The sequence below is a fragment of the Streptomyces coeruleoprunus genome, assembly GCF_039542925.1.
GTDB lineage: Bacteria > Actinomycetota > Actinomycetes > Streptomycetales > Streptomycetaceae > Streptomyces > Streptomyces coeruleoprunus.
Map to the genome: position 1 here is coordinate 989,981 of NZ_BAABIT010000001.1, position 19,923 is coordinate 1,009,903.

Here is a 19,923-nt window from a genome sequence, read left to right on the forward strand (position 1 = left end):
GGGCGCGGGGGCGGCGGGTCTCGCCGTGGGCGCGGGGGCGGCGGGTCTCGCCGTGGGCGCGGGGGCGGCGGGTCTCGCCGTGGGCGCGGGGGCGGCGGGTCTCGCCGTGGGCGCGGGGGCGGCGGGTCTCGCCGTGGGCGCGGGGGCGGCGGGTCTCGCCGTGGGCGCGGGGGCGGCGGGTCTCGCCGTGGGCGCGGGGGCGGCGGGTCTCGCCGTGGGCGCGGGGGCGGCGGGTCTCGCCGTGGGCGCGGGGGCGGCGGGTCTCGTCGTGGGGGCGGGGGCGGCGGGTTTCGTCGTGGGGGTGGGGGCTGTGCGGGTGGTCCGGGTGGGGGCCGGGATCACTCGGACGGGGTGCGTGAAGCTGGGCTGTTGGGGTGCTTAAGAAAAGCTCGATGGACGCGGGCCGCCGCTGATCGGCAGGGTGGTGCACGTCCACCATCTGCACTTTTCCTGCCTGGAGCCGCACCCATGAAGGCCCTTGTCAAGCAGAAGGCCGAGCCCGGCCTCTGGCTCATGGACGTTCCGGAGCCCGAGACGGGACCCGGGGACGTGCTCATCCGGGTGCTGCGCACCGGGATCTGCGGGACGGACCTGCACATCCGTTCCTGGGACGGCTGGGCCCAGCAGGCGGTGTCCACGCCGCTGATCCTCGGGCACGAGTTCGTCGGCGAGGTCGCCGCCGTCGGGGCCGACGTGGAGGACATCGCGGTCGGCGACCTGGTGAGCGGCGAGGGCCACCTCGTGTGCGGCAAGTGCCGCAACTGCCTGGCCGGGCGCCGTCACCTGTGCCGGGCGACCGTCGGCCTCGGCGTGGGGCGCGACGGGGCCTTCGCCGAGTACGTGGCGCTGCCCGCGTCCAACGTGTGGGTGCACCGCACGAAGGTGGACCTCGACGTCGCCGCGATCTTCGACCCGTTCGGCAACGCCGTGCACACGGCGCTGTCGTTCCCGCTGGTCGGCGAGGACGTGCTGATCACCGGCGCCGGCCCGATCGGCATCATGGCCGCGGCGGTGGCCCGGCACGCGGGCGCCCGCAACGTGGTGATCACCGACGTCAGCGAGCCGCGCCTGGAGCTGGCCCGCAAGGCGGGCGCGACGCTCGCCGTCAACGTCGCCGAGAGCAGCATCGCCGAGGCGCAGCGGCAGCTCGGTCTGCGCGAGGGCTTCGACATCGGCCTGGAGATGTCCGGCCGCCCCGAGGCCATGCGCGACATGGTCGCCAACATGACGCACGGCGGCCGGATCGCGATGCTCGGCCTGCCGGCCGAGGAGTTCCCGGTCGACTGGGCGAAGATCGTCACCTCGATGATCACGATCAAGGGCATCTACGGCCGGGAGATGTTCGAGACCTGGTACGCGATGACCGTCCTGCTGGAGGGCGGCCTCGACCTGAGCCCGGTGATCACCGGCCGGTACGCGTACAAGGACTTCGACGCCGCGTTCGACGAGGCGGCCACCGCACGCAGCGGCAAGATCATCCTCGACTGGACCGTCTGACCGACCGACCTTCCCCGCTAGGAGCACTCTCCATGTTCGCGTCCGTCCGTGACGAACTCCGCGCCACCCTCGACGAGATCCGGGACGCCGGGCTGTACAAGCCCGAGCGGGTCATCGGCACCCCGCAGTCCGCGGCCGTCGCCGTCACCGCGGGCGGCGCCCCCGGTGACGTACTGAACTTCTGCGCCAACAACTACCTGGGCCTCGCCGACCACCCCGAGGTCGTCGCGGCGGCCAAGGACGCGCTGGACCGGTGGGGCTACGGCATGGCCTCCGTGCGGTTCATCTGCGGCACCCAGGAGATCCACAAGGAGCTGGAGCAGCGGCTGTCGGCGTTCCTCGGGCAGGAGGACACGATCCTGTACTCCTCCTGCTTCGACGCCAACGGCGGTGTCTTCGAGACGCTCCTCGGCCCCGAGGACGCGGTGATCTCCGACGCGCTCAACCACGCCTCGATCATCGACGGCATCCGCCTGTCGAAGGCCGCCCGCCACCGGTACGCCAACCGTGATCTGGGCGAGCTGGAGGCCCGCCTCCAGGAGGCGTCGGGCGCGCGGCGGAAGCTGATCGTCACGGACGGCGTGTTCTCCATGGACGGTTACGTGGCGCCGCTGAAGGAGATCTGCGACCTCGCCGACCGCTACGGCGCGATGGTCATGGTCGACGACTCGCACGCCGTCGGCTTCGTCGGCGCGGGCGGCCGCGGCACGCCGGAGCTGCACGGGGTGATGGACCGCGTGGACATCATCACCGGCACGCTCGGCAAGGCGCTCGGCGGCGCATCCGGCGGCTACGTCGCGGCGCGCGCCGAGATCGTCGAGCTGCTGCGCCAGCGGTCGCGCCCCTACCTGTTCTCCAACTCCCTCGCCCCGGTGATCGCCGCCGCGTCCCTGAAGGTCCTGGACCTGCTGGAGTCGGCCGGCGACCTGCGCGAGAAGCTCGACGCCAACACCAAGCTGTTCCGTACGCGGATGGCGGAGGAGGGCTTCGAGATCCTGCCCGGCGAGCACGCCATCGCACCGGTGATGATCGGCGACGCGGCGAAGGCGGCGCGGATGGCCGAGCTGCTGCTGGAGCGCGGCGTGTACGTGATCGGCTTCTCGTACCCGGTCGTGCCGATGGGGCAGGCCCGGATCCGTGTGCAGCTGTCGGCGGCGCACTCGACGGCGGACGTCGAGCGGGCGGTCGCCGCGTTCGTCGACGCGCGGGCCGCGATGGGCGCCTGATGGCCTGAGTGACAATGGCAGGGTGATCGACCCTCGCCGGCTGCGCATCCTGCGGGCCGCGGCGGACCACCGTACGGTGACGGCCGCCGCGGCAGCGCTGTACCTCACGCCGTCCGCCGTCTCCCAGCAGCTCGCGGCGCTGGAGCAGGAGACCGGGCACACCCTGCTGACCCGCAGCGGCAAGGGCGTACGGCTCACCCCGGCCGGGGAGATCCTGCTGGAGCACGCCAACGAGGTGCTGGCGCAGCTGGAGCGTGCGGAGGCCGAGCTGGCCGCGTACGCGGGCGGTACGGCCGGGGAGGTGACGGTCGCCGCGTTCGCGACGGGCATCGCCGAGGTGCTGGCCCCGGCGATCGGCCGGCTGGCCGAGCGGCAGCCGGGCATCCGGCTGCGGGTGCGGGACGCCGAGGGCGACGAGTCGCTGCCGCTCGTCCTGGACGGCGAGGCGGACCTGGCGCTGGCGGTGGAGTACCGGGGCGCGCCGCACGAGGGCGACCGGCGGCTGGTGCGGGTCCCGCTGTACGCGGAGCCGTTCGACGCGGTGCTGCACGCGGGGCATCCGCTGGCGCAGGAGCCCGAGGTGGCGCTGGCGGAGCTGGCGGACAGCGACTGGATCGGCCAGTCCCCCGGCAATCCGTGCCACGACATGGTGCTGCTCGCCTGCGAGCTGGCCGGGTTCGCACCGCGCATGGTCCACGTGTCGGACGACTTCCGGGCGGTGGCCGCGCTCGCGGGCGCGGGCGCCGGGGTGGCGCTCGTGCCGCGCTCCGCGCTGCGCGGCATCGAGCTGAAGGACGTGGTGGTCCGCCCGGTGGCGGGCCCGGCCGCGTTCCGCCGCGTGTTCGCCGCGGTGCGGCGGGGCGCCGAGGGCCACCCGCTGATCCGGCCGGTGCTGGACGCCCTGGCGGAGTCGGCGGCGGGACTCTCGGCGAGCGCGGGCGGCTGAACGCCTTCCGAGCGGCCGGTCGACGGCGGCGGATGGCGGCTGGGCGCCTCGGCGCGGCGGCCCGCCGTACGGGTCGTGTCCGAGGGGCGGGCCTGGGCCGCGGGGCCGGCACGGGCGTCCGCGGTGTGGTCGTCGGCCGCGACGGCTCCGCCGTCCCTCCCCTCCGCCGCGCAGCCGCACCGTCGAAGGCACCGCCCAGCCGTGTGGGCCTGGTGCGCCGGACACTGCCTGGCCGGCGCGGGGTCAGCCTCGTGCGGTCGGCCGCTCGGCGGCGGGGGCGGATCCGGGGCGGCGGGTCTCCCGGTCGCTGTGCTGCCCGGCGGGCTCCTCGCCCTGCTCGCTTCCCGTCGGTGGGACCGGCGCCGTGCCGCGGGTGGCCTCGGCGCGGACGAGGGCGTTCAGGGCGGCGAAGGGGTCGATGGGCATGGCTGTGCTCCTCATGGTGTGGGGGTGGGCGTCACTGCTGGGCCGGGCGCCGGTCAGCAGCGGAGCACCACGCACCGCACGGAGCGGATCGTCGGCGGAGGGCCGCAGGTGGCCCTCCGGGCAGGGGTGAGGCGGTCGGGGCGGGGGCCGGGCGGGGCGGCCACGGGGCGTACGGCGCGGGGGTGGCGGCGGCCGGCCCGGTTGGCGGCGGGGGCCGCGGACTCGGCGTCGGTCTGCTCGTGCTGCCCTTCGCCCGCGGGGTCCGGCACGGTGGACGCGGCGGGCCGCGGCTCGGCGCCGCCGTACGCGGCCGCGCCCCCGGCGGTCGCGCCCAGGAGGGCGGCGAGGGCCAGCAGCACCGCCGCGAGCACGGCCACGCGCGGGGCGCGGCGGCCGGGGGCTGCGGGGCGGGGCTGAAGCTCGGGCACGGGACCTCCTGGACATTGCGTCCTGTGCCCGCCCGGCCGCGGATCCGGCCTGCTCCGGCCGGGAATCCGCTCTCCCGGCGTACGCGTGTTACGCCGTCCCGGCACCGGCCGCTCGTGGGTTGCTCGGACGCCGGACGGGCTGCATGCAGCCCGTCCGGCGTCCGAGGTCGAGCGCCGTAGGCGCTCTACGGGAGGGCCGGGGGGGAGCCCCCGGTTTCGGGAAGGGGCGGGGTGGGGGGAGACCCGCCGGACACGGCTCAGCCCTTGCGGCCCGCCATGCACGCGTACACGAGCACGCCCGCGAAGAGGAACAGCACGCCCTGGTAGACCGCCGCGTAGCCGGAGCCCGCGACCAGCCACAGCGAGAAGCCGAACGCGGCCAGGGCGAGCACGGCGTCGCGCACGAGCCGCGGGCGGCTGACGCGGTCCGCGCGGCCGGACAGCAGGAAGTAGAGCTGGGCGGCCGTCGAGAGCAGGTACGGGACCGTGGCCGTGAAGGTGGTGATGAGCACCAGGCTCTCGAAGACGCCCTCCGGGCCGGCCGTGTAGTTGTAGACCGTCAGCAGGGACGCGAGGACGACCGTGACGAGCACGCCCGCCGTGGGCACACCGCGCCGCTTGCGGGCGAAGACCTTCGGGAAGAGCCCGTCCTGGGCCGCGGCGTACGGCGTCTGGGCGCTCAGCAGCGTCCAGCCGTTGAGCGCGCCGACCATCGACACGAGGGCCATGCAGGCGACGGCGGTGCCGCCCCAGGAGCCGCCGAACATGGTGTTGACGGCGTCGGAGAACGGCGCGGTCGACTCGACGAGCCGGTCGTGTGCGACGGTGCCGAACACGGCCACGGTGCCGAGCAGGTAGAGGGCGGCGGCGCCCAGGGTGCCGAGGACGGTGGCGCGGCCGACGTTGCGGCGCGGGTCGCGGACCTCGCCGGCGGAGACGGCGGCGGACTCGACGCCGAGATAGCTGAAGAGCAGGATCGCGGCGGACGCCGAGACGGCGCCGAGCGCGCCGGAGCCGCCGGCCTGGAACGGGCCGAGGTTGTCGGCGTCGAAGAAGAACAGCCCGCCGACGGCCACGAGCAGGAGCGGCACGAACTTCAGGACGGTCGAGACGAGCTGGACGGCGCCGACGTAGCGCGTGCCGGCGAGGTTGGCGAGCGCGGGCAGCCACTGGAGCAGCAGGGCGGCGGCGATGGTCGCGGCGACCGAGCCGTGCAGGGGCAGCAGGACGTCGAGGTAGCCGACGGCGGCGACGGCGAGGGCGGCGTTGGACACCCAGGTGGTGATCCAGTACGACCAGGCGGAGAGGAAGCCGGCGAAGTCGCCGAAGGCCTCGCGGGCGTAGACGTAGGGGCCGCCGGTGCGGGGGTGGCGGCGGGCGAGCCGGCCGAAGACCAGGGCGAGCGCGAGGGCGCCGGCGGTGAGGACGGCGAACGCGACCAGGCTGATGGTGCCGTAGGGCGCGACGGACGCCGGGAGGAGGAAGATGCCGCCGCCGATGATGTTGCCCATGACCAGGGCCGTGGCGACGGGGAGGCCGAAGCGCCGGGCGTGCGGGCCGCCGCTGTCGTGGCCGGCCGTGCCGGGGGCGTCCTGCCTGGTCGGATCGGGGGTGGTGACCGTGGTCATGAGGGGTGGTTCGCCTTTCTCCGTGCAAACCCGACCATGGTGGGGTACACGGAACGGCGCTCCAAATCACCCGGTTTTGTCCGGTGCGACACCGCCTGTGACCGGAAATGCTTCTTCCGCTCGCACAGGTGACCGGGATTCCTCCAGCCAGCGTTTCAGGACCCGGTGCACGGCCTCGGCGCCCGCCAGGTGCTCCCCGGCCGCGACGGGCGGGCTCAGCTCCGCCGGCCACAGCAGGAACGGCTGCGACTGGCCGCCGCCCAGGCCGCCGTGCGAGCCGATCTGCTCCTCGAAGGCGTGCACGCGGCCCGTCGCCGGGTCGTACCGGGAGTTGACCATGATGTCGGCGACGTGCGGGAAGGAGTCGGTGCGCCGTACCGCGTCGGCGGTTCCCGGGCCGTACGCGGCGAGGGGCCCGGACGCGTCGGTGAGGTCGTCGACGGGGGCCTCGAAGCCGTCCGGGCCGAGCAGCACCGAGCCGTGCTCCTCGCTGCGGACCAGCAGGAAGCCGATGCCCGGGTGGTGGGCGAGGGTGCGCAGGAGGGCGGGGTGGCGGCGGTCGATCTCCTCGCGGGACATCCGGTACGGCACGTCGGGGAACGAGATCAGGCCCAGGTTCCCGGAGCCCAGGACGAGGGGGCCCGCGCCGCGGGCGGGGCGCTCCTCGCGGCCCTCCTCGACGGGCCGGTGCAGGGCGCTGCGCAGGGCGCCCCGGGCCTCGGCGCCGCTGGGGCCGTGCCGGACGCGGCGCGGTACGGGCAGCCCGCAGCCGGCCCGTACGAGGTCCCTGAGGGTGAGCCCGTACGCGGACGCGAAGGTCTCGCCGGGGCTCTGGCCGTGGTCGGACAGCAGCACGACGCGGTAGGGGCGCGGGGCGTGTTCGGCGGCCTTCGCGATGAGCGCGACGGACCGGTCGAGGCGTGCGAGGACCTTCGCCGCGTCACGGCTGTGCGGCCCGGAGTGGTGGGCCACTTCGTCGTACGCGACGAGGTCGGCGTAGACGACCGTGCGGCCGGTGAGCACGTCGCCCATCACGGCGGCGACGACCACGTCCCGCTCGACGACGGTCGCGAAGGCCCGGACGAACGGGTAGAGGCCGCCGCGGCCGACCCGCGGGCGGTCGCCCCGGAGGCGGGCGGCCACGGCCTGCCCGGTCTCCCGGCACACCTCGGCGACGAAGGAGACGGCGGTACGGGTGGCGTTGGCGGGGTCCCGGAAGTACGCGAAGTAGCCGGCGCGCGAGCGGGTGCCGGGGCCGCGCCGCCCGGACACCGACAGGACCAGGGCGAGCTGTCCCGCGCCGCCGCCGAACAGGTTGCCGCGGCTCGCCCCGTCGTGGGCGAGGAGGCCCGGTTCGCCGGTGCGGGCGGCGGCGCGGCGCTGCAGCTCGACGGCGCTGGCGGGCCGGTTGCCGACCATGAGGCGGCCGGTGTCCTTCTCGTACCAGCGGAAGGCGGGCACGTCGTGGTTGGAGCCGTGCAGGATGGCGAGCTGGCTGGCGGCGGTCTGGCTGGACCAGTCGGTGTGCCAGGGGGTGAGCCGGTGCGTGGTGGCCTCCCAGGCGGCCACGGTCGGCATGACGCCCGCGTCGAGGGCGTCGCGCAGCACCTGGTGGCCGACGCCGTCGAGCTGGAGGAACAGTGTGCCGGGCGGGGTGTCCGGGCCGAGTGCGGCGCCGGTGCGGCGCCGGGCGACGAGCCGGGAGAGGCGCCGCCGGTAGGCGTTGTCGTCCCGGACGGCGAGGGCGGTGGACGTCGCCGAGGCCACGGCCGACATGACGGCGGCCACGACGACCGCGTTCTGCGGGTCGGCCTCGCCGCGCCCGTCGGGGATCAGCCACAGCGCGACGAGCAGGAGCGACCCGTTGAGGAAGAAGACCAGCAGCCCGAGGACGAGCGCCGGCACGAGCAGCAGGGCCCGCACGACGAGCGGCCACACCAGGGCGCTGAGCAGGCCGAACGCTCCCGCGCTCCAGGCGGCGGTGACGGCGGTGCGGGTGATGGTGTCGCCGTCGTCGGACTGGAGCCGGAAGTCGGGCAGGAGCCCGGCGAGCGCCAGCATGGTGAGTGTGGACACGGCCCACACCACGACGACCCGCAGCGCGGCACCACCGGCCGCCCGCCACCGCCCTTCGACCACGCCGCCCGCCTTTCACCCGCGTTCGACCGCCCGGTTGGCCCGGCAGCTCCAGCGTGGCACACGGTGCCGCCCCGCGGTGCGTGCCCGGGCGGGCGGGCGCCCACGACGAGGAACGGCAGGGCCGGGCTCAGCAGCCGTCGTAGCCCGCCGTGGGCATGGAGAGGCGGCGGTGCACGTGGGCCTTCATGGCCGCGTCGTACGCCGGTTCGTCCAGGCCGGCCGTCTCCAGGCGCACTCCGCGCCGCTCGCACTCCGCGACGAAGTCCCGTGCCGAGGTGACGGCCCGGTCCAGTACGCGTTCGTTGGGCGCGACGAACAGGTCGACGGCGCCCGACTCGACGTCGGCCCACAGCATCCGGTGGTCGGGCGGCAGCCCGTAGAAGAGCAGTTCGCGGCTGACGACATAGCCCTTGTCGGCCGCCCAGCGCGCGCACATCGCGTGCTGGCTGCGCGTGTCCACCAGGAAGGGGTCGCTGTCCAGTTCCTCCAGCGGCGTCAGGCTGGCGATCGCCGCCACGCGTACGTCGTCCATGGACCGACCCTACTCCCGATTCGCGCCGCCGGAGGAGGCCCGGCCCTACGCTCGATGCATGGAGGTCACGTGGTGGGGTCACGCCACCTGCACGGTGGAGGACTCCGGTGTGCGCGTGCTGACGGATCCGCTGTTCGTGCGCCGGCTCGCCCATCTGCGCCGGCGGCGCGGCGCGCTGCCGCCGCCCGAGGCGGCGCGGGCGGACGTGGTGCTGATCTCCCATCTGCACTCCGACCACCTGCACCTGCCGTCCCTGGCCCGGCTGGCGCCGGGCGCGCTGGTCGTGGTGCCGCGCGGAGCGCCCCGTTCCGTGCCGGGGCTGCGGCGGCTGACGCACCTTCGGCTCGTCGAGGTGGGGGCCGGTGACGAGGTGACGGCGGGCCCGCTGGTGGTACGGGCGGTGCCGGCCGCGCACGACGGGCGGCGGCTGCCGGTGGGGCCGCACCGCTCCCCCGCGCTCGGGTACGTCGTGCAGGGCGCGGCCCGCACGTACTTCGCCGGGGACACGGGGCTGTTCGACGCGATGGCCTCCGTGGTGGGGCCGGTGGAGGTGGCGTTGCTGCCGGTCGGCGGCTGGGGCCCGTACCTGGGACACGGGCATCTCGACGCGGGGCGCGCGGCGCAGGCGCTCGCCGCGCTGGCGCCGCGCGCGGCGGTGCCGGTGCACTACGGCACGTACTGGCCGATCGGGATGGACGCGGTGCGGCCGCACGAGTTCCACGCGCCGGGCGACGAGTTCGCGCGGCTCGCGGCGCGGCTGGCCCCGGGGGTGGCGGTGCACCTGCTGGGGCACGGCGAGAGCGTCCGGCCGGGGGTGGCCGGGTGATCGCGGAGGTCATCGGCCAGTTGCCGCCGGAGGAGACGCAGCGGGCGGTCGGCTATCCGTCGCTGTTCCTGCTGGTGGCGCTGGGGGCGCTGGTGCCGGTCGTGCCGACGGGGGCGATCGTCAGCTCGGCGGCGGTGGTGGCGCTGCACCAGGCGGCGCCGTTCTCGCTGGCGGTGGTGTTCGTGGTGGCCGCGGCGGCGGCGCTGCTGGGTGATGTGGCGCTGTACTGGCTGGGCGGGCGCGGGGCGGGGTCCCGGAACGGCTCGCGGTGGCTGGCGGCGCTGCGGGCGAGGGCGGCGCCGGAGCGCCTGGAGCGTGCGCAGGCGAGGCTGCGGGAGCACCGTGTGTCCGTGCTGGTCCTGTCGCGGCTGGTGCCGGCGGGGCGGATCCCGGTGATGGTGGCCTGTCTGCTGGCGCGGATGCCGCTGCGCCGGTTCGTGGCGGGTGACGTGCCGGCGTGTCTGGCGTGGGCGGCGACGTACCAGTTGATCGGGGTGGCGGGCGGTGCGCTGTTCCCTCGGCCGTGGCAGGGGGTGCTGGCGGCGGTGGCGCTGGCGCTGCTGGTCAGCTCGGCGCCGGCGGTGTGGCGCCGTCTGCGCGGGGGACGGGCTCCAGGACGCGGGACTCCCCCACGGCGAGGTCCCAGAGGCGGTCTCGGGGCAGGCCGGCGCGGTCCCAGGCGGCGTGCAGGCGGGTGAGGGGTTCGAGGACGGGTTCGGAGGACAGGACGAAGGTGGCCCAGTGCATGGGGGCCATGCGGTGGGCGCCCAGGTCCTGGTAGGCGCGGACCGCCTCCTCCGGGTCGGTGTGGACGTCGCCGAGCCACCAGCGGGGCGCGTAGGCGCCGATGGGCAGGAGGGTGAGGTCGATGCCGGGGTGGCGGTCGGCGATCTCGCGGAACCAGTGGCCGTAGCCGGTGTCGCCGGCGAAGTGGACGCGCCCGCCGCGGGGGTCGGTGAGCACCCAGCCGCCCCACAGGGAGCGGCAGGTGTCGGTGAGGGTGCGCTTGGACCAGTGGTGGGCGGGGACGAAGTCGAAGCGGACGCCGCCGAGTTCGGTGGCCTCCCACCAGTCGAGTTCGGTGACGCTGGTGAAGCGGCGGTGGCGGAACCAGCGGCCGAGGCCCGCGGGGACGAGGACGGGGGTGGTGCGCGGGAGTCTTCGCAGGGTGGGGGCGTCGAGGTGGTCGTAGTGGTTGTGGCTGATGACGACGGCGTCGATGGGGGGCAGGTCCTCCCAGCGGACGCCGACGGGGGTGATCCGGGGCGGGGTGCCGAGGATGCGCCGGGACCAGACGGGGTCGGTGAGGACGCTGAGCCCGCCGATGCGCAGGAGCCAGCTGGCGTGGCCGGCCCAGGTGACGGCGAGCGTGTCGGGGCCGGCGTCGGGCAGGGGGCCGGGGGCGAACGGCAGGAGGGGGATGTCGCGCAGCCCGTCGCTGCCGGGGCGTACGGCGGCGGCGCCTTCGCGTGCCAGCCGGGCCAGGGCGCGCACGCCGGGCAGGGGTGCGGTGAGCCGGTCGGCGAAGGAGCGGGGCCAGTGGCGGACCTCGCCGAGGGGGCGGGGTGCCGGGGCGGGTGGGGGTGTCGACGGCTGCTGGGCGGGCGCGGGCGCCGTGGGTTCCGTGTCCGTCATGGGGTGGCTCCTTCCCCGCTGTTTCCCAGTTCCCGGAGTACGGCGTCGAGCGTGTGCAACGCCTTGGCCGGGTGCGGCAGTTCGAGGGGGCGTTCGGAGGTGAGCGCTTCGAGGCGCTCCCGCGGGGTCGCGCCGAGGAGCGGGGCGGTGGCCAGGCGGACGCGCAGGGCGCCGAGTTCGTCGCCGAAGCGGTGGGCGCCGGGGACGGGGGTGCCGAGCCGTTCGGTGAGGTAGTCCTCCAGTTCGATGGAGTCGGTGACGCCCCGTTCGGCGAGGGGTTCGCGCAGTGGTGCGAGGTCGGCGTAGAGGTGGCGGCCGGCGCCGGGCGGGAGGGCGAGCGCGCCGGCGGCGAGGACGGTGTGGTGGGCGGCCTCGGCGGCGCGGGCGTGGAGGGTGGTGGCGGCGGTGTTGCGTGCGGTGACCGGTTCGGGCTCGTCGAGGGCGTGGGCGACGGCCACGGCGAGGGGGCCGGGGAGGTCCGCGCCGAGGGCGGTGAGCACGTCGAGGGTGCGGGCGCGCAGCGCCGCGGCGGCGGGCCGTCGGGTGGGGAACCGGGCGATGGCCGCGGGCCAAGCGGCGGGCGTGAGGGAGCCGGCGAGGTCGCACAGGACGGTGACGTCGTCGGGGCACATCTCGGCGGGGCTGACCAGCACGGTGTCGTGGGGCTGGTGCAGGGTGTCGCGCCAGGTCTCGTCGCTGAGGATGTGGAGGCCCTCGTCGACGGCGGCCTCGCAGGCCTCGCGGACGAGTTCGGGCGGGGCGACGGTGCCGGTGGGGTCGTCGGCGACGGAGAGCAGCAGGACGGCCGGGTGGCCGCCCTCCGCGCGGACCCGGCGGACGGTCTCCAGCAGGGCGTACGGGTCGGGGACGCCGCCGCATTCGGCGGGCGTGGGCACGTGGTAGGCGGGGCGGCCGAGGAGCCGGGCCTGCGGTGTCCAGGCGACGGGGCAGGGCCGGGGCAGCAGGACGTCGCCGCCGTGGGCGGCGAGGAGCGCGGCGAGCAGCGGTCCCGGTCCGGGGGCGGCGACCACCTCCTCGGGGTGGCAGCGCAGGCCGCGCCGCCACCAGTAGCCGTCGGCGGCCTCGCGCAGGACGGGGCCGCCGCCGGGGGGTTCGGTGTCGGGGCGGGCGGCGGCGGCCGCGAGGACGGCGGCGAGTTCGGCGACCACGGGCAGGCCGGTGTCGGGGGCGGGCGGCGCGTACCGGACCTGGCCGTGGCCGGGGGCCCCGGGCGGCCCGGCGGGAGCGGTGCTCCGCATCGCCACCACCTCGCCTTCTGACGGGCTCGCCTTCCTCACCCTTTATACGGAGGTTTGGGTGGGTTCGCCGTTCGGCAGGGGGCTCGGTCGGCGTACGGGGGCGGGGGCGAGCCGGGCGAGTTCCTTCTCGAGGCCGCGGCCGCGGGTGCGGACGATGGCGGCGGCGACGTCGGCGAGCTTGCGGTTGCCGAGCTGCGAGACGCGCCGGAGGACGGCGTAGGCCTCCTCGACGCCGCAGCCCAGGACGTGCATGACGATGCCGCCCGCCTGGTCGATGACGGGCCGTGAGCGCAGCGCGGTCTCCAGCTGGCCGACCTCGGTGAGGGCGGCGCGGTAGCGGCGGTCGCGGGCGAGCCCGGCGGTGACCTCCTCGCCCAGGACGGCGGCGGGGCCGTGGGCGGCGTCGCCGAGGGAGCCGGGGCGGAAGCCGTAGAGGTTGAGGGTGATGTCGAGGCCCGCCCGGTGGAAGGGCAGGGTGACGCTGGCCCGTACGCCGGAGCCGAGGGCCAGGGCGCGGTAGGCGGGCCACCGGTCGTCGTGGAGGAGATCCTCCGCGTCCACGGGGGCGCCGCTGTCCAGGGCGTCGCGGATGGGGCCGTCCCCGGAGTCGAGCTGGACGGACACGAGGGCGGCCAGGTCGGGGTGGGTGGCGCTGGTGCGGCGTTCCTCCTGCTCACCGTGTTCGTCGCCGAGAGTGGCGACGGCGCCGCAGCAGGCGGGCACGGAGCGGACGCACTGTTCGGCGAGTTGCTGGAGCCTGCGCACGGTGGACGCGGGCTCGGGGCTTTCGTACTCCTGCTCGGTCAGCATCGTGGAGCCATCTCCCTTCGAGGTGCGGCTGCCCGGGTGCGGGCGGCGTGAAACGGGTGGGACGGCCGGGGCGTCCCGGTGGCGCGTTCGCATACCCGTCGGTCGGTCGCTGCGGTTACCGTGCTCGTATGACGACGAAGGCGACGACGGCGTGAGCGGGACGGGCCCCTTCGGCGAGGACCTCGCGGACTTCGTGCGCCGGGTGGCGGAGCTGCGCAATGCGCGGGCCCTGCCGCCCGAGGAGCAGCAGGGGGTGCTGGACGCCGCCCTGTTCGAGCTCCAGCACGCGGCGGAGACGCTGTGGCCGCGGTACGAGCGGCTCGCGGCACGCGGGCCCGAGGGGGCGCCCGCGGAGCGCCAGGAGCGGCAGCTGCTGAAGACGCTGTTCCAGCGGCTGCCGCTGGCGGTGGCGCTGGTCGACCGGGACACGGTGGTGCGCCGGATGAACTTCGCGGCGATGGGCCTGACCGGTGTCCGCGCCGGATACGCCACGGGCCGCCCGCTGGCCGCGCTGCTCACTCCGGGCGACCGGGCCCCGTTCCGTACGCAGGTCGCGGCGACGGCGCGCGGCGAGGGCGGCCGGAGCATGACCGTACGGCTCCAGCAGCGGCCGCTTGAGCCGGTGCGGGCCACGCTGGCGGCGCTGCCGCTGCCGGACGAGCCGCAGCCGGCCGTGGTCGTGGTGCTCCAGCCGGGGGTCACCGCCGACACCCCGCGCCCGGCGGCCGCGGACCGGTCGGCGTCCGGGGACGCGGTCCGGGTGGCGGCGCGGCGCCCTGCGGTGCCGGACCTGGCGGAGGCCACGCGGCGGGCCGGGACGCTGGACCTGGTCGACACGGTCGCCTCGGAGCTGCTGCGGCGCCCCGCCGGGGACGCGGAGGCGGCGCTGGAGGCGGCGGCGCGGGCGCTGCACGGCCGGTTCGCGGACTGGGTGATCGCCGATGTGACGGGCGAGGGGCCGGCCCGCCGCGTGGTCGTGCTGGGCCCGCCCGACGCGGAGGGCGGCCCGCTGCTGAAGGCCGTGGCCGAGCAGGAGCCCGAGGCGTGTCCGCTGGTGGCGCAGGTGGCACGGGACGGGTCCGCGTCGCTCCAGGTACGGCCCGAGGACACCCTGGCGCTGGGCACGGACGCCGACGGGGCGGCCGTCCTCGTACGCTCCGGGGTGAGCTCGCTGCTGTGCGTGCCCCTCGTCGGCGGCGCGGCCGACGAGGGGCACGGCGTGCTGGGCGTACTGACGCTGCTGCGCACCGGTGCGCGGCGGGCGTTCTCGATGGCCGAGGGGCAGGCCGCGGACATCGTGTCGCGCCATGTGGCCCTGGCGATGCGGCGCCCGACCGCGGACCCGCCGGGCTGGGCCGGGTCCCCGAAACCGGGGGGTCCGGGGGCGGAGCCCCCCGATGCGGCTACGCGGCGTCCCGCATGATGTCCTCGCGCAGGCGGGTGCAGCAGCGGCTGATCAGGCGGCTGACGTGCATCTGGGAGATGCCCAGGTCCTCGGCTATCCGGCTCTGCGTCATGTCGCGGAAGAACCGCATGTAGAGGATCCGCTGTTCCCGCTCGGGCAGCTTGCGCAGGCGCGGCTTGACCGCCTCGCGGTCGACGACCACGTCGAGGGCCGGGTCGGGTCCGCCGAGCGCGTCGACGAGTGTGTAGCCGTCCTCGGTGCCCGGCAGTTCGGCGTCCAGGGACAGCGCGGTGAAGCTGTCCAGGGCCTCCAGGCCGGCGATGGCCTCCTCCTCCGTCATGCCGGCCTTCTTGGCTATCTCGGAGACGGTGGGGGTCCGGCCGCCGACGGAGTGCGACAGCTCCTGGTACGCGGTGCGGACGCGGCCGCGCAGGTCCTGGACGCGGCGCGGCACGTGCAGGGTCCACATGTGGTCGCGGAAGTGGCGCTTGATCTCCCCCGTGATGGTGGGGACGGCGAACGACTCGAAGGCCGCGCCGCGCTCGGGGTCGTACCGGTCGACGGCCTTGACCAGGCCGAGGGCGGCGACCTGCTTCAGGTCCTCCAGTGCCTCGCCGCGGTTGCGGAACCGGCCGGCGAGCCGGTCCGCCATGGGCAGCCAGGCACGCACGATCTCCTGGCGTACGGCGTCCCGTTCCGGGCCGGGCGGCAGGGTCGCCAGGCGCTGGAACGCCTCGGTGGTGTCGGGGGCGTCGTCGTGCGGATGCTTCGTGTGAGCGAGGGTAGGCATGTCGTTTTCAGCTCCTCGAGCGGCGCTGACGGTTGGCTGTCACCCCGGGAAGCGCCACCAGGACCGGGCATCGGACACGCCCGGAGCGGGTGGGCCGCTCCCACGGACGTGCCTCCGGGTCCGAAGCACGAGGAGCGCATGCCCGGCGCCCGCTCTGGCAAACGCCTGATTCCACTGTCCGCGCGTTTCGCCGGATCGGCGCCCCGAGGCGCGGACGTGGCATGCGGAAGGCCTCGCGATACCCGGTGGTAGCGATCGGGCGGGACCGGTGGAACCGCCGCTGACCAGGGACGACGCCGGTCCGCTCGCGGGGCGGGCATGGCCCCGGGCGGACGCGTGCGCGTTGGGCTGTCCGGGTGAGTCGGCAAGGGGATGGCCGGACTCGGGGACGGCCCTCTTCGTACGGGCGGATCGACCCGTCGTCACCGGTCCACGGGGACCGCACGGGTCCGAGGGGGCCGTCGGTCACGCCGCTTCGGGGGCTTCGGGCGAGTCGAGGACCGTGTCGCCCGGCTCGGCCGGGGCGGGGACGGAATCGGCGGGATCGAGGACCGCGTCGGCGCGCGTCAGCACCGGGTCGGCAGGGGCCGGAACCACGTCGGCGGGGCCCGGGACCGCTTCGGCGGGGGTCAGGACATCCCCGGCGGGGTTCGGGGCCGCGCCCCCCTGGTCCTGGGGCGGGTCCGCCGGGTCGGGGACGGGCGGCAGCGGGAGGACGAAGTCCTCGTAGCGGGCCATCCCCATGACCACACCGAGCATCGCGGGCGGCAACAGGAGGGCGACCAGTACGGAAATGAAGTCCATCGGCCCGTCCTTCCGTCGTCCGGCAGGAGACCCGAGGCGGCTCCGGGCGGGACCATCGTCCGCGCCCGGAGCCACTCGTGCTCATTCGCTCCGTGGCCGCTCGGCCGCAGCGGCGAGTCCCCTGGACCATCCGCCCCAAACCACCGCGTACGCCAGGTTTGCGCCGGTATGGCCGGGTACCCGCCGGGCGACTGACAGACCCGGCACCGTGGAGGGAGCCATGCAGCGAGGCAGCGATCGGCTCAGCCGCCGCCAGGACGACGAGATGAAGCACCAGCTCAAGGGGCTGCTGCAGTCCGGTCATCCGACCAGGACCGAGGAGTGGCACGACCCGGAGCCGGTCGCCGACGACGACCCGGAACTGGCGCACGGCAGGGTGCCGAGCAACGCGTTCGAGGCTCTGCGCCTGGAGCTGGCGCGCTATCTGGCGCGCACCCCCTTCCCGGCGCACCGCGGTGACCTGCTGCGGGTCCTGCACGAGCGGCACGCCCCCGATCCCCTGGCGGAGCGCGTGGCGGAGCTGCCCGGCGACCATACGTACCGGAGCGTCCAGGAGGTCGCGAAGGCCCTTGACCGCGGCAGGTGACCGAGCCGGGGGCGGAGGGAGAGCGAGAGCCATGGCACAGCTCGTGAGGGAAGTGATGACGGCCGGTGTCGCCGCCGTACGGCCGGACGCCTCGCTGGTGGAGGCAGCCATGCTGATGCGGGACCAGGACGTCGGCGACGTGCTGGTGGCCGACGGCGACCTGCTCGTCGGGGTGGTGACGGACCGTGACATCACCCTGCGGGCGGTGGCCGAGGGGGCCGACCCGCTCACCGTGAGCGCCCAGACCGTGTGCACGCCGGACCCGGTGTGCGTGTCGCCCGACGACCGGGTGTCGACGGCGGTCGAGCTGATGCGGCGGCACGCCGTACGGCGGCTTCCGGTGGTCGAGGACGGGCGGCCGCTCGGCGTGGTGAGCCTCGGGGACGTCGCCATCGCCGAGGACCCCGGTTCGGCGCTGGCCGACATCAGCCGGGCCGAGCCGAACACCGAACCGGCGTGAGCGCCCGAGGACCCGCGTGAGGAAAGGAGCCACACCGTGCGGATCGCGTTTCTGGTGGCGCCCGAGGGCGTCGAGCAGGTGGAGCTGACCCAGCCGTGGCAGGCCGTGACCGACGCCGGCGACTCGCCGGAGCTGGTCTCGACGAAGCCGGGCCGGATCCAGGCGTTCCACCACCTGGAGAAGGCGGACACGTTCCCCGTGGACCGGACGGTCGAGGGCGTGTCGGCCGGCGACTACGACGGGCTGGTCCTGCCCGGCGGGGTGGCCAACCCGGACGCGCTGCGGATGGACGAGCGGGCGGTGGCCTTCGTGCGCGGCTTCTTCGAGGCGGGCAAGCCGGTGGCGGCGATCTGCCACGCCCCGTGGATCCTCGTGGAGGCCGACGTCGTGCGCGGGCGCACCCTGACGTCGTGGCCGAGCCTGCGGACCGACATCCGCAACGCGGGCGGAACCTGGGTGGACGAACAGGTCAGGATCTGCGAGGCGGCGCCCGGCACGCTGATCACCAGCCGCAAGCCGGCCGACCTGAAGGCGTTCTGCCCGGCGGTCACCGCGGAGTTCAAGAAGGCGCACGAGTCCGCCAGGGCCTGACCGGCGCAGGCCGGTACCTGCCGGTCAGGCCCTGCGGCCCGACATCGCCAGCAGCTTCGTCTGGGCGTCCGCGTCGTCGCCGACCGGCACGGGCGCGGCCCACAGGTTGCCGCTCCTCAGGGCGTCCGCCATCGGGGTGAGTTCCTGGAGGGCGAAGTCGACGAGGCTCAGGGGCAGCCGCTCGTCGGCACCGATCGCGCGGGAGAGGTCCCAGGAGTGGATCACGGTGTCGGCGGTGAGCTGGGAGCAGTACTCCGAGGCCCCCATGGGCCCCATCGAGGTGTGGACGGTGCGGTCGAGCGCGCCGTCCTCGTGGAGGGCCCGGCGGGCCGCGGTCATGGCCCTGTCCCAGGTGGCGACGGGGTCGTCGCCCAGCACGTCGCCGTCGTAGGCGTCGCCGACCTCCTCCAGGGTGCGGCCCTCCACCAGCGGCACCACCCACAGCTGTTCCCCGGTGAGGTGGTTGACCAGGTCGCGGACGGTCCATTCGGAGCACGGCGTGGGCGCGTCCCACTGGTCGTCGCGGATCGCGTGGACGCGGGACGAGAACACGTCGATGGCCTCGGTGTGCCGTTCGAGGAGCGGGCTGCCGGACACGCTGCACCTCCGGGTGGGGTCGGGGTTCCACTCTGCGGTCGGTGGCCGCTTCACGCGACAGCAGCGGGTCCGTGTGTGGACGCGGCGCCCGGGTACCCGTCCCGGACGACGTACCGGGCCTCCGGGAGGAGCCATGCAACTCGCCTTTCTGAGCAGTCTTTACGACCGTCCGGGCCCCTGGGCCAGTGTCTATCTGGACACGTCCCGGATGGACGAGTCCGCGCGGGAGCGGCGCGGCCTGCAGGCGAGGGACGCCTGTGACGAGCTGGCCGCCCTGGGCGCCGACGAGGCGACCGTACGGGCCGTGCACGAGGCGCTGTCCGACTGGCCCCGCCCGGCGGGCGAGGCCGGGCGCGCGGTGTTCGCGGCACGGGGCGAGGTCGTCCTCGATCCGCCGCTGGCGACCCGGCCGCTCGCGCCGCAGCAGGTGTTCTGGTCGGCGCTGCCGCGGCTGGGTCCGCTGCTGGACCTGGCGGGGCGCGAGCCGGTGTGCCTCGTGGCGTACATCGACCGCACCGGTGCCGATCTGGAACTGCGCGGCCCGATCGGGGCGATGCCCGCGGGCCGGGTGGAGGGGCGGACGTGGCCCGTGCACCGGACGTCCACCGCCGGGTGGGACGAGCGGCACTTCCAGCTGAGCGTGGAGAACACCTGGGAGGAGAACGCCGCCGAGATCGCGGCGGCGATCGTGCGGGCCACGCAGGAGACCGGTGCGGAGCTGGTCGTACTGGCCGGTGATCCGAGGGAGCGGCGGACGGTGCACGAGCGGCTGCCGGGCCCGCTGCAGGCGGCGACCGTGGAGAGCGAGCACGGCGGCCGCGCGGCGGGCGCGTCCCGGGTGCGGCTGGACGAGGACGTCGCGGCGGCCCGGCGTGAGCATCTGCGGCGCACCGAGGAGGCCGAGCTGGAGCGGTTCCGCGCGGCGCGCGCCCCGGAAGGGGCCGGCACGGAGGCCGGCGCGGGCGCGGCCGAGGGCGTTCCGGCGCTGGTGGAGGCGGCCCGGGAGCACCGGATCGCCGAGCTGCTGATCAGGCCGGAGGGGCCCGACGCGCACCGCGAGGTGTGGGTGGGCGCCGAGCCGGACCAGCTGGCCGTGCGGCGCAGCGAGACCCAGTACCTGGGCGACACGGAGCCGGTGGCGGCCCGCGCGGACGACGCGCTGCTGCGGTCGGCGGTGGCCACCGGGGCGGAGGTCCTGCGCGTGTGGCCCGAGATCGACGACGAGGTCCCGGTGGGTGGCCTGGGCGCCCTGCTGCGCTGGCCGTACCAGGAGCGCGAGATGGAGGCGGCGACCGGCGGCTGAGGCACGGCCCTCCGGACCTGCGGAGGCGCCGGTGA

21 protein-coding genes and 1 pseudogene are annotated in these 19,923 nt (G+C 75.6%); 11 read left to right on the forward strand and 11 right to left on the reverse strand.

Annotation, left to right across the window (positions count from 1 at the left end; genetic code table 11):
• Window positions 1-25 precede the first annotated feature (25 nt).
• From ABEB09_RS04560 to ABEB09_RS04575, 4 genes are all read left to right on the forward strand, one after another.
• Entirely contained in the window at window positions 26-382 is a 357-nt protein-coding gene (locus ABEB09_RS04560) for a hypothetical protein (RefSeq protein ID WP_345687331.1), read from the forward strand.
• Between the two features lie 86 nt (window positions 383-468).
• Entirely contained in the window at window positions 469-1,497 is a 1,029-nt protein-coding gene (tdh, locus tag ABEB09_RS04565) for an L-threonine 3-dehydrogenase (RefSeq protein WP_345687333.1), read from the forward strand.
• Between the two features lie 32 nt (window positions 1,498-1,529).
• Window positions 1,530-2,723 carry a glycine C-acetyltransferase gene (locus tag ABEB09_RS04570; RefSeq protein WP_345687335.1) on the forward strand — a complete coding sequence of 398 codons (1,194 nt, stop codon included), beginning with the start codon at window positions 1,530-1,532 and terminating at the stop codon, window positions 2,721-2,723.
• Window positions 2,724-2,745: 22 nt separating this feature from the next.
• Complete coding sequence (locus ABEB09_RS04575) at window positions 2,746-3,669, forward strand: LysR family transcriptional regulator (RefSeq protein WP_345687337.1); 924 nt, start codon at window positions 2,746-2,748, stop codon at window positions 3,667-3,669.
• A 243-nt stretch (window positions 3,670-3,912) separates the two neighbouring features.
• Here the strand turns inward: ABEB09_RS04575 and ABEB09_RS04580 are convergent, their stop codons facing one another.
• The 5 genes from ABEB09_RS04580 to ABEB09_RS04600 form a co-directional block, all read right to left on the reverse strand.
• Window positions 3,913-4,095: a hypothetical protein gene (locus tag ABEB09_RS04580; protein WP_345687339.1), complete on the reverse strand. Its 183-nt coding sequence runs from the start codon at window positions 4,093-4,095 to the stop codon at window positions 3,913-3,915.
• Window positions 4,096-4,148: 53 nt separating this feature from the next.
• The gene (locus ABEB09_RS04585) at window positions 4,149-4,523 is read right to left on the reverse strand and encodes a hypothetical protein (protein WP_345687341.1); all 375 of its coding nucleotides are present in this window, start codon (window positions 4,521-4,523) and stop codon (window positions 4,149-4,151) included.
• A 257-nt stretch (window positions 4,524-4,780) separates the two neighbouring features.
• Entirely contained in the window at window positions 4,781-6,151 is a 1,371-nt protein-coding gene (locus ABEB09_RS04590; protein ID WP_345687343.1) for an amino acid permease, read from the reverse strand.
• A 66-nt stretch (window positions 6,152-6,217) separates the two neighbouring features.
• Window positions 6,218-8,290 (reverse strand): phage holin family protein, encoded by a 2,073-nt coding sequence (locus ABEB09_RS04595; protein WP_345687345.1) that lies wholly within the window; start codon window positions 8,288-8,290, stop codon window positions 6,218-6,220.
• Between the two features lie 127 nt (window positions 8,291-8,417).
• Window positions 8,418-8,822, reverse strand: a complete 405-nt coding sequence (locus ABEB09_RS04600; RefSeq protein ID WP_345687347.1) for a hypothetical protein — start codon at window positions 8,820-8,822, stop codon at window positions 8,418-8,420.
• Window positions 8,823-8,880: 58 nt separating this feature from the next.
• Between ABEB09_RS04600 and ABEB09_RS04605 the strand changes: the two genes are divergently transcribed.
• A complete protein-coding gene (locus ABEB09_RS04605) occupies window positions 8,881-9,648 on the forward strand; it encodes an MBL fold metallo-hydrolase (RefSeq protein WP_345687349.1) in 768 nt (255 codons plus the stop codon).
• Window positions 9,645-10,260 (forward strand): annotated as a pseudogene (locus ABEB09_RS04610) (DedA family protein); the annotation flags it as partial. The gene ABEB09_RS04605 and the pseudogene ABEB09_RS04610, both read left to right, overlap by 4 nt.
• On the opposite strand, the gene ABEB09_RS04615 reads toward ABEB09_RS04610, so the two are convergent.
• From ABEB09_RS04615 to ABEB09_RS04625, 3 genes are read right to left on the reverse strand one after another with little or no spacing between them, the layout of a single operon-like run.
• Complete coding sequence (locus tag ABEB09_RS04615) at window positions 10,213-11,283, reverse strand: MBL fold metallo-hydrolase (protein ID WP_345687351.1); 1,071 nt, start codon at window positions 11,281-11,283, stop codon at window positions 10,213-10,215. The pseudogene ABEB09_RS04610 and the gene ABEB09_RS04615 overlap by 48 nt on opposite strands.
• Window positions 11,280-12,542 (reverse strand): aminotransferase class I/II-fold pyridoxal phosphate-dependent enzyme, encoded by a 1,263-nt coding sequence (locus ABEB09_RS04620; RefSeq protein WP_345687353.1) that lies wholly within the window; start codon window positions 12,540-12,542, stop codon window positions 11,280-11,282. Before ABEB09_RS04620 ends, ABEB09_RS04615 begins: the two co-directional genes overlap by 4 nt.
• 42 nt (window positions 12,543-12,584) lie before the next feature.
• The gene (locus ABEB09_RS04625; protein ID WP_345687355.1) at window positions 12,585-13,352 is read right to left on the reverse strand and encodes an ANTAR domain-containing response regulator; all 768 of its coding nucleotides are present in this window, start codon (window positions 13,350-13,352) and stop codon (window positions 12,585-12,587) included.
• A 151-nt stretch (window positions 13,353-13,503) separates the two neighbouring features.
• Between ABEB09_RS04625 and ABEB09_RS04630 the strand changes: the two genes are divergently transcribed.
• Window positions 13,504-14,775 (forward strand): PAS domain-containing protein, encoded by a 1,272-nt coding sequence (locus tag ABEB09_RS04630; protein WP_345687357.1) that lies wholly within the window; start codon window positions 13,504-13,506, stop codon window positions 14,773-14,775.
• Here ABEB09_RS04630 and ABEB09_RS04635 read toward each other — a convergent pair.
• Together ABEB09_RS04635 and ABEB09_RS04640 are read right to left on the reverse strand one after the other, a co-directional pair.
• Window positions 14,756-15,547, reverse strand: coding sequence for an RNA polymerase sigma factor SigF (locus ABEB09_RS04635; protein ID WP_345687359.1), 792 nt, complete (start codon window positions 15,545-15,547; stop codon window positions 14,756-14,758). The genes ABEB09_RS04630 and ABEB09_RS04635 overlap by 20 nt on opposite strands.
• Before the next feature lie 465 nt (window positions 15,548-16,012).
• Window positions 16,013-16,351, reverse strand: coding sequence for a hypothetical protein (locus tag ABEB09_RS04640; RefSeq protein ID WP_345687361.1), 339 nt, complete (start codon window positions 16,349-16,351; stop codon window positions 16,013-16,015).
• A 220-nt stretch (window positions 16,352-16,571) separates the two neighbouring features.
• Between ABEB09_RS04640 and ABEB09_RS04645 the strand changes: the two genes are divergently transcribed.
• The 3 genes from ABEB09_RS04645 to ABEB09_RS04655 are packed head-to-tail and all read left to right on the forward strand — an operon-like array spanning window position 16,572 to window position 17,988.
• Window positions 16,572-16,937, forward strand: coding sequence for a DUF2795 domain-containing protein (locus ABEB09_RS04645; protein WP_345687363.1), 366 nt, complete (start codon window positions 16,572-16,574; stop codon window positions 16,935-16,937).
• A 31-nt stretch (window positions 16,938-16,968) separates the two neighbouring features.
• The gene (locus ABEB09_RS04650; protein WP_345687365.1) at window positions 16,969-17,397 is read left to right on the forward strand and encodes a CBS domain-containing protein; all 429 of its coding nucleotides are present in this window, start codon (window positions 16,969-16,971) and stop codon (window positions 17,395-17,397) included.
• 36 nt (window positions 17,398-17,433) lie between these two features.
• Window positions 17,434-17,988, forward strand: a complete 555-nt coding sequence (locus ABEB09_RS04655) for a type 1 glutamine amidotransferase domain-containing protein (RefSeq protein ID WP_345687367.1) — start codon at window positions 17,434-17,436, stop codon at window positions 17,986-17,988.
• A gap of 24 nt (window positions 17,989-18,012) precedes the next feature.
• On the opposite strand, the gene ABEB09_RS04660 is transcribed toward ABEB09_RS04655, so the two are convergent.
• Complete coding sequence (locus ABEB09_RS04660) at window positions 18,013-18,585, reverse strand: TIGR03086 family metal-binding protein (RefSeq protein ID WP_345687369.1); 573 nt, start codon at window positions 18,583-18,585, stop codon at window positions 18,013-18,015.
• 133 nt (window positions 18,586-18,718) lie between these two features.
• Between ABEB09_RS04660 and ABEB09_RS04665 the strand changes: the two genes are divergently transcribed.
• Window positions 18,719-19,888, forward strand: coding sequence for a baeRF2 domain-containing protein (locus tag ABEB09_RS04665; protein WP_345687371.1), 1,170 nt, complete (start codon window positions 18,719-18,721; stop codon window positions 19,886-19,888).
• Window positions 19,889-19,923: the final 35 nt, after the last annotated feature.